The sequence below is a fragment of the Methylobacterium sp. AC690 genome (assembly GCF_979256535.1).
Map to the genome: position 1 here is coordinate 120,548 of NZ_CEEDOX010000009.1, position 13,502 is coordinate 134,049.

Sequence of the window (13,502 nt, forward strand, 5' to 3'; positions counted from 1 at the left end):
GGAGCGGCGGCGGGCTCAGGTCCGGGGCGCCGGCGCGTCCCCGTCGAGGGCGCGCCGCAGCGAGGCCGGGCGCATGTCGGTCCAGACCGTGTCGATATGGGCGAGGCAGTCGGCCCGGGTCCCTGAATATCCGGTGGCGGCCCAGCCCTGCGGCACCGGCCGGAAGGACGGCCAGATGGAGTATTGCGCCTCGTGGTTGAGGACGACGAGGAACGTCGCTTCGCTGTCGTCGATCGCCATGGGCCTGCTCCCGGAACGCTGCGGTCTCGCTAGGCAGGACGGTGAGGGCCGCCGCGAATTTAGTCCGACGCCGCGAAAAAAGTTCGGGCCGGGCCTAAATCGCGGCGGCGCCCCGGCGTCCTTGTGGGCAACAGGTGCTGCGTCCCCGGCGCGACCGGGGGCGGTCCGCGCCTGACAGCGGAGAACCTGACAGCGGAGAACCTGCCGGCGTGCAGACCTGTCAGCCGTGCAGACCTGCCAGCGAAGGCGAGGCCGATGTTGCGAACCCCCATGCCCTTTCGCGCCGGAGAGGCGGCCGGCCGCCCCCGGATCGTCCACCAGGCCGGCGAACAGCTCAGCGTCGTGGCGGACGACCGTGTGGCCCTGCGCCTGCGGCTGTCCGGGACCAGCCCCGTCCGCCTGACCTTCGAGGATGGGGAGGGCCTGGACGCCGCAACCGCGCTGCCCGCCCTGATGGCCGCGTTCGAGGCCGTCTCGGCGGCCCATCCGGACCAGGACCGGATCGGTCTGGACCTCGCGGGCGCCGCGGATCTCGTGCCGGCCCTGCGCGCCGCGGGCCTCGCGGTGGGTGACGGGGACGCGCTCGCGGTCCATGCCGCCCTGCTCTGGCAGCGCCCCGAGCCCTGGCTCGCGGACCCGTCGCGCCGGGACTTCCCCGCCATGCCGGTGATGACCGAGGGGCGGCGCCATCCCCTGCGTGCGCCCAAGCCTACGGGACTCCTCTATCGGCGCTTCATCCCCTGGCTCGGACAGTCGGTTGCGTTCCGGGCGGCGACCCTCGACGACGTCGATCGGCTGCACCGCTGGATGAACGACCCGCGCGTCGACGCGGTCTGGGCGGAGGCGGGTTCCCGCGCCAAGCACGAGGCCTACCTCGCCGGCCTCATCGCCGATCCGCACATGCTCCCCCTGATCGGCAGCTTCGGCGACGAACCGTTCGGCTATTTCGAGGTGTACTGGGCCAAGGAGAACCGCCTCGCGCCGTTCTACGAGGTGCGCGACTACGATCGCGGCTGGCACGTGCTGGTGGGCGAGGACCGGTTCCGTGGCCGGCCCTACGTCTCCGCCTGGCTGCCCTCGCTGATGCACGCCCTCTTCCTCGACGATGCGCGCACCGACCGGATCGTCGGCGAGCCCCGGGCCGATCACGTCCAGCAGCTGCGCAACCTCGAACGCTCGGGCTTCGCCCGCATCAAGACCTTCGACTTCCCGCACAAGCGCGCCGCCCTGGTGATGCTGTTGCGCGAGCGCTTCTTCGGCGAGCGGCTGTGGGCGCCGAACCCGCCGCAGGCGCAGCCCGCGCGCGGGGACGACGCGACAATCGCAGACCGCGCGCTGGGAGCCGCCGCATGACAGAAGGCTATCAGTCCGACGCCGCCCTGGGCCTTCGAAGCCCGGCCGCTGAGTCCGAGGCGTTCACCTTCGGCGGCGAGAGACCGGACGGCGCCGTGCAGGACGTGATCGGGATCGGCTTCGGCCCGTCGAACCTCGCTCTCGCCATCGCCCTCGACGAGGCCGGCCGCCGAAGCGGACGCCCCGCCCGGGTGCGCTACCTGGAGCGCCAGCCCGAGTTTCTCTGGCACGGTGGCATGCTGCTCCCCGACAGCGGCATGCAGATCTCGTTCCTGAAGGACCTCGTCACCCTGCGCGACCCGACGAGCCCGTTCAGCTTCATCAATTACCTGCACGTGCACGGCCGGCTGACCGACTACATCAACCGCAAGTCGTTCTATCCGAGCCGGATCGAGTTCAACGACTACCTGCGCTGGGTGGCGTCCCACTTCGCCGACCGGTGCGACTACGGCGAGACCGTCCTGGCGGTGGAGCCGGAGCGGACGGGCGAGACGGTGCGCCACCTCGTCGTGCGCTCGGCGGACGGCGCTGGGCGCGAGCGTCGCCGCCGGACCCGGGCCGTCGTCCTCGCCACGGGCGGCGAGCCGCGCATCCCGGAGGCCTTCGCGGGCTTGCATGGCAATCCGCGCGTGTTTCATTCCTCAGGCTACCTTCGGAGCATCGAGGCGCTCCCCCTCGCCGGCCCCTCGCCGCGCATCGCCGTGATCGGCGCCGGCCAGACCGCCGCCGAGCTGTTCCTCGACCTCCAGAGCCGGCTGCCGGGCGCACGGATCGACATGATCTTCCGCGGCCAGGCCCTGAAGCCGGCCGACGACAGCCCCTTCGTCAACGAGATCTTCAATCCCGACTTCACCGACTTCGTCTATGGCCAGCCCGATCCGGGCCGCAGCGCGCTGATCGAGGAATTCCGCGGCACCAACTACTCGGTGATCGACGGCGATCTCCTGACCCGGATCTACGAGATCCTCTACCAGCAGAAGGTCGTGGGCGCGGCCCGGCACGCCCTGTACCGGCGGACCCGCGTGGAGGCCGTGACCGACCACGGCCCGCAGGTCGCGCTCGACCTCGTCGACGAGGCCGAGGGCGCCCGCCGCCGGGACCGCTACGACGCGGTGATCCTGGCCACCGGCTATCGGCGCGACCGGGTCCGGTCCCTGATGCCGGCCCTGGAGCCCTACCTCGCGGACGGAGGCGTCGATCGCGATTACCGCCTGCGGACCCGGCCCGGCTTCGAGCCGGCCGTCTACCTGCAGGGTTTCAGCGAGGAGAGCCACGGCCTGAGCGACACACTGCTTTCCATCCTGGTGGTTCGCGGGCAGGAGATCGCGCAGGCGCTGCTGAGGGACGCTCCCCCGGTCCGCGCCTCGGCCTGATCCCGCCCCGCCCGACCTCACGCCCCGACGGACCATCCCGGATGATCGCCACAGCCTCTCCACCCGCCGAAGCCCCCGGGGCCGCCCCACCGGCGGGGGACGCGGTGGGCTATCGGCTCGATGGGGTGTCGTTCGTGGTGCCCGGGCGCCAGCTCCTCGCTCCCCTCACCCTCGACTTGCCGAGCCGGGGCGTCGTCGGCCTCGTGGGGCATAACGGTTCCGGCAAATCGACCCTGATCAAGCTGCTGGGACGCCAGCAGCGCCCGAGCGGGGGCCGCATCGGCTTCCGGGGTCGCGCCCTTGACGACTGGGGCGACAGGGCCTTCGCGCGCGCCGTCGCCTACCTGCCGCAGGCGACGCCCCAGGCGCCGGGACTGCTGGTGCGCGAGCTCGTCGCCATGGGCCGCTATCCCTGGCACGGAGCCCTGGGGCGGATCGGCGCCGCCGACCGCCGCATCGTCACGGAGGCGATGGCGCTCACCGGCACGGAGGCCTTCGCCGAGCGTCTCGTCGACAGCCTCTCGGGGGGCGAGCGCCAGCGGGTCTGGCTCGCCATGCTGGTGGCGCAGGATGCCGGCTGCCTCCTCCTCGACGAGCCGATCTCGGCCCTCGACGTCGCGCACCAGGTCGAGGTGATGGCCCTGGTCCGGCGCCTGGCCGATGCGCGCGGCGTCACGGTGCTGGTGGTCCTGCACGACATCAACCTGGCGGCCCGCTACTGCGACGAGATCCTCGCCTTGCACGGCGGGCACCTCATTCGGCGCGGCTCCCCGGACGACCTTCTAACGCCGGAGTCACTGGAAGCCGTCTACGGGATTCGCATGGGGATATTCCGGCACCCGGACACAGGCATCCCCATCAGCTTCACCCGGTGACGCCGGCAATCGCCGCCGACGGCGCGAAGGGCGCAAGGTCCCAGCCCGGAAACCGAAGCAAGCGCACTTTCAGGTCGATGCGGTCCTGCCTGCCCTTTGGCCGGAGCACCATGGCCATGTACGCTCCGATCGATTCCTTTCCCATGAAGGATAGGCGGGAAGCCTCCGGGGGATCTGCAACCCACGCGCCTGGTCTTCCTTCGGCGGACTTAGATCGGGACACGACGGAAGGCTTCTCCGGAGGGTTCTCCCCCTGAAGGAACGCCCCCCGGATCTCCATCCGTCGGTCCCGTGCCGGGGGCTGGGAAGGTCTGCTTGGCCTCGTGCAGGAGCATGGCCTAGACCACGGCACGGTGTTCCCGACGCCGCCAACTTTCGCGCGCACCATCCGGCGGCGTGAACCGTCGAATTGGGCTCCGGGTTCGTGCGGGACGCTCGTGGAGCTCCTGACGGGTCCCCGCCGGCGACGCACCAACGCCTGCATGATCGCCGCCGGGCGGGGCCGCGCCATCGCGTTGGGGCTCATTGCCCGGGCGAGCGCATGAACCGCCCCACGCCGCGCCCCCCTGCTCGACCAGCCCTCTCGCCTGTCCGGGTAGGTCGCGGGGGGCGCGGCTCGAGAAGTCACGGCTCGCGTGACCATATTCGGGGAGTGGATGCGCCTCCGGCGATCCCGTCTCAACCCTAGCATTACAGTTACGTTGTTGATGGGGTTCTGAATCCCTGCCTCACCCTGATTCGCGCATCATGGACGACCGGGATCTCTATCGAGGCGACGCTGGAGTTGTGGGCCTCGGCGCTGCGAGACGGGAAGGGGCGCAGGCGGCCTCTGTTCACCCAGGAGCGGGTCGCCGCCGCGGCGGGTGCTGTCCTGGACGGACGGTTCGGCGCGGAGCGGCGCAAGACCGGTTGGATGCGGGCGGAAGCCGCGGGCGATCCTGGGCCTTGGCGTCAAGATCCGGCGCAGCTTGGCTGACGCCGAGCTGGCCTACTTCACGACCTGGTGCCCGGCCGGCACGCCGATCCAGACCCTGGTGGCGGTCGAGGGACGACGTTGGAGCATTGAGGATGCGTTCGAGACGGCCAAGACCGAACTCGGGCTCGCTCACAACGAGACCCGCTCCTGGCACGGCGGGCACCGACCCGTCAGCCTGGTGATGATGGCCTTCGCCCTGCTGGCGGTGATCCGCCATCACGCCAACGTACTGCCCCCAAAAAGACCGGCTCGGACGAGACTACACGCCCATTGATCCGCGGGTCGGTGCAGGAGATCCGCCGCATCGCGGTCCGACTCGCGCAGCGGCGCATCCAGCCCGCTCACGTCATCGCAGGGTCGCTCCGGCGACGGGCGCATCAGGCCGCCGCTCGCCAAGCCCATCTCAAACGCCGTACCTCAGACCGCAAACGGCGACGACAAGGCCTGAAGCCCAGGACAGCCACCCGACGGACATCACACATTAAAACGCAACTGTAATGTTAGCCGCGGGCAACCTCGACTTCCCGCCGGAAGCGGAGGAGCAGAGGAGCACTCTGGGGGCCTACCTCGGCGTCTGCAGCTTTGCTTGCTACGAAGGAATCGATTCGCGGGAAGGCGTAATCGATCCATCGCAGGTACTCGAATTCTTCCACCAAGCAGCGAACTTCGAGCGGAATAGAAGGGACGGAAAATGCGACTGGGCCGCACGGGTTTGGCAACCCAATTGCGACCCAGCGAAAGTTTCATTAGATTTCAGTGAAGATTTTTCTGCTAAGTTATTGAATTCATTGGTAGCGAGGGAGGGATTTGAACCCCCGACACAAGGATTATGATCTGCGCGCGAGCGTGTCTAAGTCATTGATCGCGCACGCGTCTCTGATGCGCTGCGCTAGCTCTGTGCTAACTACTGTTCTGTCCGCCCTCCCCTGCCATAACGAACCTGCCGGTCACGATTGGCACGTCGCTTCAACTCCGGCCCGAACAGGAGTGACACCGGAGGGAACTCCAGCACCCGTGGCTTCTTGCCTCGCAGGATACCGGGATGATGGAGTGTGTCATGGCTTCGGACGATAAGACGATAGCCCCCGTTCTCAACGTGCCGCCCAAGGGCAAGCCCCTGGTCGAACCCCGCGTCAGCGACGATCAGGCCGAGGCCGGCCCAACCTCGCCTGGCCGCGTTGCCCCATCTCAGGACCCGGGTCCGGAAACAGGTGGCTATGACGATCACTCGCCAAGTCGGCACCCGACGAACGAGAAGGGCGGCTACGGTGCCGGTTGAGGAAAGAACAGTTACAGACCTGGATCGTGCTGAATGGCGAGCCCAAGGCCTGAAGGCTGGCGATGACTACGGCAGCGAACTTGCAGCGCTGGCAAGGGGTGATGTCAGTGACCCACAACTTCAGGATCTTGTTGCATCAATGGGCGTGAAACTCCGAGAAGAGGCTCAGCGTTTTAGAGACATGGCAACCCCGGAGGAACTGATCGAGGAGTTCACCCGGGCGGCCGTCGAGCGCGTAATGCTCAGGATGCATGCTGCTCACACCGTGTTCGACACATCCTCCTGACTTCGCTTCCCGAGGCGCCTTGCTTTTGGCATTGCCGGGGAGATCCCGCAGGGCGCCTCAACCGCGTTGACCGTCTGCATATCGATCGAGATTTGCCGGACTCGTTGGTCTCTCAGGATGCGAGCCGGACCGCGTCGCAATCTTGGTTCTCATCCACCGCCGAACCGGCCGCCAGGAGCGGTTGGTTATGGGCTTTGAGAAATGCATTGACGCAGCGCGGGTCGAAATGGCTGCCCGCCTGTTCGCGCAGGTGGGCAAAGGCATTGCTGTGCGACCAAGCCTGCTTGTAGGGGCGCTTTGAGGTAAGGGCATCGAACACGTCGGCGACGGCGACGATGCGGCCTCCGAGGGGGATCGCCTCGCCCCGCAGGCCATAGGGGTAGCCCGTGCCGTCCCAGCGCTCGTGGTGGGTGGCAGCGATCTCCGCCGCCAACCGCATGACGGCAGAAGCACTGCTGCCGAGAATGCGTTGTCCCCGTTCGGCGTGCAGCTCCATTTCCCGACGTTCCTCGGGCGTGAGCAGGCCTGGCTTGAGCAGGATGGCATCCGGCACAGCGATTTTGCCGACATCATGCATAGTCGCCGCCAAGCTCATCAAACGGCATTCGTCGGGCGCAAGGCCGAGGGCCCGCGCGATCCGCCCCGCGGACGCCGAGACCCGGGCAATATGGTCGCCGGTGTCTGTGTCCCGGCTCTCGGCCGCTCGCATCAGCGTGGAGATGATCTCCCGCTCACGATCCTCGACCAGAGCGACAGCGGCTGCGACCTCCCGGGTGAGCTGTGCGGCGTGGTCCTGAAGGGCTCGATGCGCCTTCGAGAGTGCAAGCAGGTTCGTGACGCGGGCACAAACCTCGACCGGGTCGACGGGCTTGGTCAGGAAGTCGGTGGCGCCGGCCTCCAGGGCCTCGCGCCGCAGTTTGCGCTGATCGAGACTGGTGACCATGACCGTCGGGACGTTGGCAAGCTCCGGAATGCTCCGGACCGCCCGGATGAACTCCATCCCATTCATGCCGGGCATATCGTAGTCGGTGATCACGACGCCGATTTCGGCCGCGTTTAACCGAGCGAAGTCGAGCGCATCCGCCGGCACGGTGAAGTCATGCGCTATACATCCTACGATGGGTCGCAGAGCGGCGACCACCAGCAGGTTGTTCATCTCGGCGTCGTCGAGGACGAGTGCCCGCATCAGTCGGTATTCCAGGCTTTGTAGCCCCCCTTATGCATCAGGGCATTCTGACGATACCCGTGATACGAACATCTCCTGAATGGGATGCGGAGCGTTGCCGAAGCCTGAACGCAGCGCGCTTATCCTCAGCTTTCGGATTGTCGCGGTATTATTCTTCGAGGCGACAATCGTCCGTTTACTAAAAACGGCTTTGGGCAGCCCCTACTCATGGGTCGGAGGCGGAATGTGATGAAGATCAAAAGATCGTCTACACGGTCACGCTAATCTTCTCAGGCCAGATTATGGATTAGCCGGCACCGACGATCATGTGATGCCCGACGACTTTCTGACCATGTTAGGGATCGAACTCGATCAGAAGTCGAGGACCCGACCGGATGGTGTTTGATGAGAACGACCCGGCTCGGGTGATCCTCAACCAACTCGATCAGATCGAATCGTTAATCGATTGCCTCGAAGAGATCGTTGTTGCCCTCCGCAACGACGCCCGGCACGTCGAGGCCGACAAGATCATGCACGCAATCCGGGACCAACGCTTCCAAGCCATGCTTACGCGCGGACAGGTCGCAACATGGGGATGACCGCCTCGTTCGCCCTCCTCGTCGAAGGGCATCAGCTTGTCCGAATGGACGCCACGACCATCCTTGAAGACGCGGGGTTTAGGGTGTTGGACGTTGCGACGGGTGATGCAGCCCTCGACATCCTTCGCCAACACGGGCGAGCATTGACCCTTCTGTTCACGTCCGTGGGTCTCACCGGAGAACTCAACGGGTTCGCACTGGCACGCAAGGTGGCCTCGGACTACCCCAACATCAGCATTGTCGTCGCTTCAGGGCACTACCAGCCAGCCCCTGGTGATCTGCCGGATTCGGCTTGCTTCATCCCGAAGCCCTTCTCTGCCGGGATCGTGCGTGAGCACCTTCGACGGATCATACCGGACGAGAAGAAGCCTGCTTCGTTGGGATGAAACGAAAATGACCCGCCGAAGCGGGCCAAGGTGGGTCTTCTGTGAGAGTCATGGGAGACCAGTTCACTCGCGCCCCTTCGCATTCCGTCGAGGCACCGCATAGCGGCCAAGTCGTCACGCCACCGGCTGGGCCAGGATCCGCTTCACGTCATCCACCTTGGTATGCTTCGGAGCACGCCGACGCGGTTTGCCAGAGCCTATCTAGCGGGGACAAGCTACCGGTTCGCTGCGAGGCGTGGCGCACTCGCACCGTTTAGGTCGAGCGGGAAGTGCAGTGTAGCGGCATCGAGGTCGTGCGAGTGGCGATCAAGCCAGAGACGTTCACAGCCTGGTGCGAGGTCGCTGGCTTGCCGGCTGGCAGTTCGGCACATGCCCGGTACGCTGCCGAAGCTCTGAAACGCCAAGCACACCAAGGTAGGAAGCACGAAGCCAAGAGGCGCATGTGCGTAAGCTGTATGCCAGTTCGAACGGGGACCGATGGGACCTCGTGGTCGACGCCTCCTCGGGCTACACCTTCGTGCGTCACACGGCCAACGAGCCCTCAGGCGGCAACGTGGCCAACATAGCTCTGCCGATCTTCCTCAGCCTCGACGCCGGTGGCCCCGAGCACCAGGCACTCTGGGCTTTGATCCGACACTCGCTGTCGAAAGGGACCAAGCCAGTCCGGCGCAACACCAGGCAGGCTCAAAGAGCTTTACCTTGTCTTGTCCCATCTGGTCTACGACCAGCAACCGCAGTTCTGAGAGAACATGGACACGCTCCGCGGTAGCGTGCCCTACGATCTAGATGCGGCAGATCTGCCTACATCAGGATGTCGGATCTGATCAATGTCTTGGCTCGCATTGTGCTTCTTTGCGGGACGATCGCGGAACCATCAGACCACAAGGATCTCACGTGCTGCACACTCTCGAAGAAGACATCTCTCAAGATGCCGCTGTCGGTTACGTCGACATGACGGTCGACATCGTGTCGGCCTACGTTTCGAATAACCCAGTCCGCCCCACCGATCTCGGCGAGCTGATTACATCTGTGCATCAGACCCTTAAAGGGCTCAGCGGGCCTGCTACGGCAGCCGCGGATGAGGTTGAGAAGCCCTCGCCGGCTCAGATCAAGAAGTCGATCACGCCGGATGCGCTCATCAGCTTCGAGGACAGCAAGCCCTACAAGACGCTGCGCCGGCATCTGAGCCTTCGGGGCCTCTCGGCAGAGGCCTACCGGGCGAAGTACGGCCTGCCTGTCGATTACCCAATGACTTGTACCAGCTACTCGGCACAGCGCTCCGAGCTTGCTCGCTCGCTGGGGCTCGGGAGCTTCCGGAAGGCCGCGGCAAAGGCTGCTGAGCCTGATGAGACAGCGTCGGAGGCGCCGAAGCGCCGCGGTCGGAAGCCAAAAGTTGCTTGAAGCGAGGAAGGGTGGGGTCAACCCCAGCCATTCATGGGCTGGGGTCCGGTTCCCAGGCAGCGCCAAGACCCGCTGCCTGGCTCGAAGGGCTCGGTTTTCGTTAATTTTACGGGTAGGTCAAGTCGTAAGGGATATGTCTTGTTACTCAGCTCCTGCTACTGCTCCGACGTTGCGATTTAGCTGCTTGAGATACTTTGCGATGAACATCACCCGCTTCATGGCTTACCAGAAACACACGGTTCTAGGTTTCGCAGGCTTCGCGGCTATCTCTGGCGTGCTTACGAGTGTAGCTCTCGCTGGCTTGGGTAGTGCGGCTTACATGATCAGCCAAAAAGGTCGAACATTCCAGCCAAGCGAGACGCGCATACAAAGAGGTGGAACCATCACGTTCGTCAACGATGACGGTGATCTCGTTCATCATGCCTATCTCAGTACCGATGACTTTAGCTTTGATACTGGCGATCAAGCCCCGGGCAGCAGGGTCGACATGACGTTTACCAAGAGTGGTACCTTCGTCGTGATGTGCGCTGTCCATCCCAAAATGAAGCTGATTGTTCGGGTGGACTGATGCTTCGCTGAGTGCTCCAGTTGCATCGTTCTTCAGAGGAGCGGCATGCCGCTAATAGTCGCGTAAAGAAATGAGTGGCTCGTATAGTATATAACGAGGAAGGTCGCGAGCGCAGCGCCATAGTAGGCAGGCACCAGCATTGTGCTTCGGACTCTCACTGCGACACGGGCATCGTCAGCAGCGATGCCAAGCAGTACGACGATGATGCCGGAATGACCGATCGCATCGACCTTGCCGAACTCGAACACCGCTGAGACGAAGACCGCGGTCAGGATGATCGCACTCATGCGACGGACCAGCGGGGTCCAGATCAGTGCGAAGGCGAGGGTGAACTCGATCACGCCAGCCGCATTCATGAACAGCTCGTTCGAGAAGCCCATCGTCATCTCGGGCTTGGCCGTCAGCAGCGGATCGGTCCAGTGCGGATAGGCCCACTTCTCGACAGAGGCCCACATCAGGGTAACGGCGGCGCTCAACCGCACCACGTCGAGGGGACGCAGGCCAAACAGGGTGCGGTCGAAGCTGACGAGTGTCAGGTAGGCGGCAATGCCGAGAAAGACCGGATAATCGGCGAGGTGGAAGGCACCGTAGTTCCAGGTGGCAAAGCCGAACAGGAACACGATGCCAAGGGCGGCGAGGGGGAGCGTCTGCTTCCAGATCAGCATCGTGGCGATGCCAAGCTGCAGCCACGGGATCCAGGAGAGGTCGGTCTTCAGCTCAGGTGTGAGAATGATGCCGCCGAGGTTCCACAGCGACACGAAGAAGAAGCCTAGCGTCGCTCGGACCAGCAGGGTCGTGTCCGTGCGCAGCCGCGAGGTCACCCGGTCGAGGGCGTTGAGCAGGTACGTTCCGAGCGGCGTGCCTTCCATCAGGCAGCCGGCCATCAGGCAGACGAGGGACAGGCCGACGAGCCACTCGAACTCGGCACAGAGCACCTGTTCGAGACCGCGTGGCTGGCCAGCTACATCGTAGGCGCAGAACCACTTCACATGCGCGCTCGCGCTACCAACCCCCAGCAGCATCAGAGGCACAGACAGGCATACCGCCAGCCGTGAGGGGAGCCAGCTGGGACCAAGCAGACGCATGAGGAGATGCTCGAGGGTACGTAGGCGGGCACCTGCCCGCCTGAGTAGGTTCCTACAAAGTTCCCTTGGACGCTAATGAATTGTTAACCGGCATTTTCAGATGGTTAATCCGCCCGGGGCCCTTTGTTTAATCCCTGCCTGCGAGAAACAGGCAGGGAGATGCGAATGGCGGTTCTGAGCTTTGTGTGTCTGGTGTCAGGGGTCATTTCGGCTGGCGTCGCTGCGCATCGGCCACAGCAACAGGCTGTCCTCGAAGGCGTTGGCGGCGGCCTATTGATCGGGGGCCTATGCCTGCTCGGAGCGGGGCTCCCGCTATTCCGCTGACGGTCGCATGCTCAACCTGCGTCTGTCGCGGGCGTGTCGCAAACGCGGTAGCGCTGGCGTTTACTCGGCGTTGACCAAACGGCCAGCAGGGCGCCTTCCGAACCGGAGGCCGCCCATGATCCTGTCCGCTATTGCTGCCAAGCTGAAGCAGAGCGCCAAGGGCGACTTCGTTACCGGATCAGCCAAGTTCCTACATAAGACAATGCGGCTGAGTAGATGGAACGACCTTCCTCGTCTGTCACTAGAACCGTAAATGCTTGATGCTCCCCGTCAGCTGGCACTTCACCCGCCGCGATCAGCGGTAAGAGCTTTTTTGCTTCTTGAGCAGCCTCATGCGGGCCAGTAAGCTCCGTGCCTTCCTCGTCACGCGTCATCACGCGATCGTACGTATCGAAGAAGTAGCGAGGCATAGAATACTCCGGGTGCATTAAGTGAGACCACATAGGTCTCCTGATCGAGGGCACCAGGGATCAAAGCTAAATCAGTTGAAATTCTTCCATGCCAGGAGCCACCGTGATCGCGAGAATAGACCGCTTCGACCGGATAGTCAAAAAGCCCATTCAACAATTATTAAGTATTAGATAGCGTAGGCTCAAGAGAAAGATAACTGATATTGAAATCAGCAAAGTTCATTAGGCCCTCAACATTGAGAACGCGAACGTTTTTTTCTTTGAATTCGATGAGTTCATCTCGACGAAGTCTCTGAAGCATGCGGTTCACGTGAACCGTCGTTAGCCCAGTGGCATCGCTGAGATCGGCCTGCGTCAAAGGTAAGTGGTAGCTGTTTTGGTCTACCACACCAATGGCTTGAAGTCGTACCAAGAATTCACAAAAGAGATGCGCAATCTGCTGTTCGGCCGAACGACGTCGCGAAGAGATAAGCCACTCACGCAAGATGCTTTCATCTAGAAGTGCGGCCCACCGAAAAGCGCGGTCGAGGGTGGGATGCTTGGCCACGAGGCCACCTACGGCTTCCCGTGGAATTCGGATAAATTCGCATTCGCTGAGGGTACGAATGGAATGGTCCATCATCCCGAGGGTCGACACATTAACATCGCAGATATCTCCAGGGATGAGGAAGCCCACGGTCACCCGACTGCCGTCTGGGAAAGCTTTGTAGCGGCAGGCAAATCCACTGTGAACCACATGAACGTACTCAGGACTATCTCCTTCCAGCAGAGAGCTTTTCCGGGAGCGTACCTTCAGGAGGATCGTGTCCAAGCTCTCTAGCGCGGCTATCTCCGTATCGGAGAGGACGAAGCGACGCTCGAACTTCTTAATAAGTGGGGTAATCATGGCGCATAAGAGTTTATTCCTTTTAGGAGCAGTCAATAATATACCTCACCTGAAAATATCAATATCGCAAATGACACCGTGCTATTTATAGTTGTTACAACTTTAAGGGATAATATAAATGGATTTATAGCAGAAATCTTCTCAACATCTAGTGAGCAACAAAAAAAGGACCTCCCTCGCTATCCGAAATTTACTTTGAAATTATTCACTGTATCGATCCGAGTATCGATAATTTTCGCATCGATTTCAGGTAAACCGAAATACAAATTAAATATTGAAGTTTCTAATAAATCTTT

General features: G+C 63.1%; 14 protein-coding genes, 1 tRNA gene and 1 pseudogene. 9 read left to right on the forward strand and 7 right to left on the reverse strand.

Translation table 11 applies throughout. The features are described from left to right. Nucleotides 1-15: 15 nt before the first annotated feature. A complete protein-coding gene (locus AC0IY1_RS12385) occupies nt 16-240 on the reverse strand; it encodes an MbtH family protein (RefSeq protein WP_055955600.1) in 225 nt (74 codons plus the stop codon). A gap of 270 nt (nt 241-510) precedes the next feature. Here AC0IY1_RS12385 and AC0IY1_RS12390 point away from each other — a divergent pair, with 270 nt between their 5' ends. Genes AC0IY1_RS12390 through AC0IY1_RS12400 form a run of 3 tightly spaced genes read left to right on the forward strand, consistent with a single transcriptional unit; the run spans nt 511 to nt 3,841 of the window. After that, nucleotides 511-1,593, forward strand: a complete 1,083-nt coding sequence (locus AC0IY1_RS12390; protein WP_471769880.1) for a GNAT family N-acetyltransferase — start codon at nt 511-513, stop codon at nt 1,591-1,593. Next, a complete protein-coding gene (locus AC0IY1_RS12395) occupies nt 1,590-2,966 on the forward strand; it encodes a lysine N(6)-hydroxylase/L-ornithine N(5)-oxygenase family protein (RefSeq protein WP_082513158.1) in 1,377 nt (458 codons plus the stop codon). Before AC0IY1_RS12390 ends, AC0IY1_RS12395 begins: the two co-directional genes overlap by 4 nt. A 41-nt stretch (nt 2,967-3,007) precedes the next feature. Continuing rightward, a complete protein-coding gene (locus AC0IY1_RS12400; RefSeq protein WP_055955597.1) occupies nt 3,008-3,841 on the forward strand; it encodes an ATP-binding cassette domain-containing protein in 834 nt (277 codons plus the stop codon). Here the strand turns inward: AC0IY1_RS12400 and AC0IY1_RS12405 are convergent. After that, complete coding sequence (locus tag AC0IY1_RS12405) at nt 3,831-3,959, reverse strand: hypothetical protein (protein WP_280137557.1); 129 nt, start codon at nt 3,957-3,959, stop codon at nt 3,831-3,833. The two genes, AC0IY1_RS12400 and AC0IY1_RS12405, sit on opposite strands and share 11 nt — an antisense overlap. 615 nt (nt 3,960-4,574) lie before the next feature. Between AC0IY1_RS12405 and AC0IY1_RS12410 the strand changes: the two are divergent. Further along, nucleotides 4,575-5,091 (forward strand): annotated as a pseudogene (locus AC0IY1_RS12410) (hypothetical protein). Nucleotides 5,092-5,606: 515 nt separating this feature from the next. On the opposite strand, the gene AC0IY1_RS12415 reads toward AC0IY1_RS12410, so the two are convergent. Beyond that, nucleotides 5,607-5,712 (reverse strand) — tRNA-OTHER (locus tag AC0IY1_RS12415). 322 nt (nt 5,713-6,034) lie between these two features. Here AC0IY1_RS12415 and AC0IY1_RS12420 point away from each other — a divergent pair. Next, nucleotides 6,035-6,382 (forward strand): hypothetical protein, encoded by a 348-nt coding sequence (locus tag AC0IY1_RS12420; protein WP_471769882.1) that lies wholly within the window; start codon nt 6,035-6,037, stop codon nt 6,380-6,382. A 112-nt stretch (nt 6,383-6,494) separates the two neighbouring features. Here the strand turns inward: AC0IY1_RS12420 and AC0IY1_RS12425 are convergent, their stop codons facing one another. Continuing rightward, the gene (locus AC0IY1_RS12425) at nt 6,495-7,568 is read right to left on the reverse strand and encodes an HD domain-containing phosphohydrolase (protein ID WP_471769884.1); all 1,074 of its coding nucleotides are present in this window, start codon (nt 7,566-7,568) and stop codon (nt 6,495-6,497) included. A gap of 374 nt (nt 7,569-7,942) precedes the next feature. Here AC0IY1_RS12425 and AC0IY1_RS12430 point away from each other — a divergent pair, with 374 nt between their 5' ends. The 4 genes from AC0IY1_RS12430 (at nt 7,943) to AC0IY1_RS12445 (ending at nt 10,501) form a co-directional block, all read left to right on the forward strand. Then, the gene (locus AC0IY1_RS12430; RefSeq protein ID WP_471769886.1) at nt 7,943-8,146 is read left to right on the forward strand and encodes a hypothetical protein; all 204 of its coding nucleotides are present in this window, start codon (nt 7,943-7,945) and stop codon (nt 8,144-8,146) included. Continuing rightward, entirely contained in the window at nt 8,137-8,532 is a 396-nt protein-coding gene (locus AC0IY1_RS12435; protein ID WP_471769888.1) for a response regulator, read from the forward strand. The genes AC0IY1_RS12430 and AC0IY1_RS12435 overlap by 10 nt, the downstream gene beginning before the upstream one ends. 951 nt (nt 8,533-9,483) lie before the next feature. Next, complete coding sequence (locus AC0IY1_RS12440; RefSeq protein ID WP_471770006.1) at nt 9,484-9,933, forward strand: Ros/MucR family transcriptional regulator; 450 nt, start codon at nt 9,484-9,486, stop codon at nt 9,931-9,933. Nucleotides 9,934-10,132: 199 nt separating this feature from the next. Then, complete coding sequence (locus AC0IY1_RS12445; RefSeq protein WP_471769889.1) at nt 10,133-10,501, forward strand: cupredoxin domain-containing protein; 369 nt, start codon at nt 10,133-10,135, stop codon at nt 10,499-10,501. A gap of 32 nt (nt 10,502-10,533) precedes the next feature. Here AC0IY1_RS12445 and AC0IY1_RS12450 read toward each other — a convergent pair whose 3' ends face one another. The 3 genes from AC0IY1_RS12450 to AC0IY1_RS12460 all read right to left on the reverse strand — a co-directional run bounded on the left by AC0IY1_RS12450 (nt 10,534) and on the right by AC0IY1_RS12460 (nt 13,131). After that, the gene (locus AC0IY1_RS12450; RefSeq protein WP_471769890.1) at nt 10,534-11,523 is read right to left on the reverse strand and encodes a hypothetical protein; all 990 of its coding nucleotides are present in this window, start codon (nt 11,521-11,523) and stop codon (nt 10,534-10,536) included. A 557-nt stretch (nt 11,524-12,080) separates the two neighbouring features. Next, nucleotides 12,081-12,320, reverse strand: coding sequence for a DUF6894 family protein (locus tag AC0IY1_RS12455; RefSeq protein ID WP_471769891.1), 240 nt, complete (start codon nt 12,318-12,320; stop codon nt 12,081-12,083). A gap of 160 nt (nt 12,321-12,480) precedes the next feature. Then, on the reverse strand, nt 12,481-13,131 hold the full coding sequence (locus AC0IY1_RS12460) for a Crp/Fnr family transcriptional regulator (RefSeq protein WP_471769893.1): 651 nt from the start codon (nt 13,129-13,131) through the stop codon (nt 12,481-12,483). Nucleotides 13,132-13,502 lie beyond the last annotated feature (371 nt).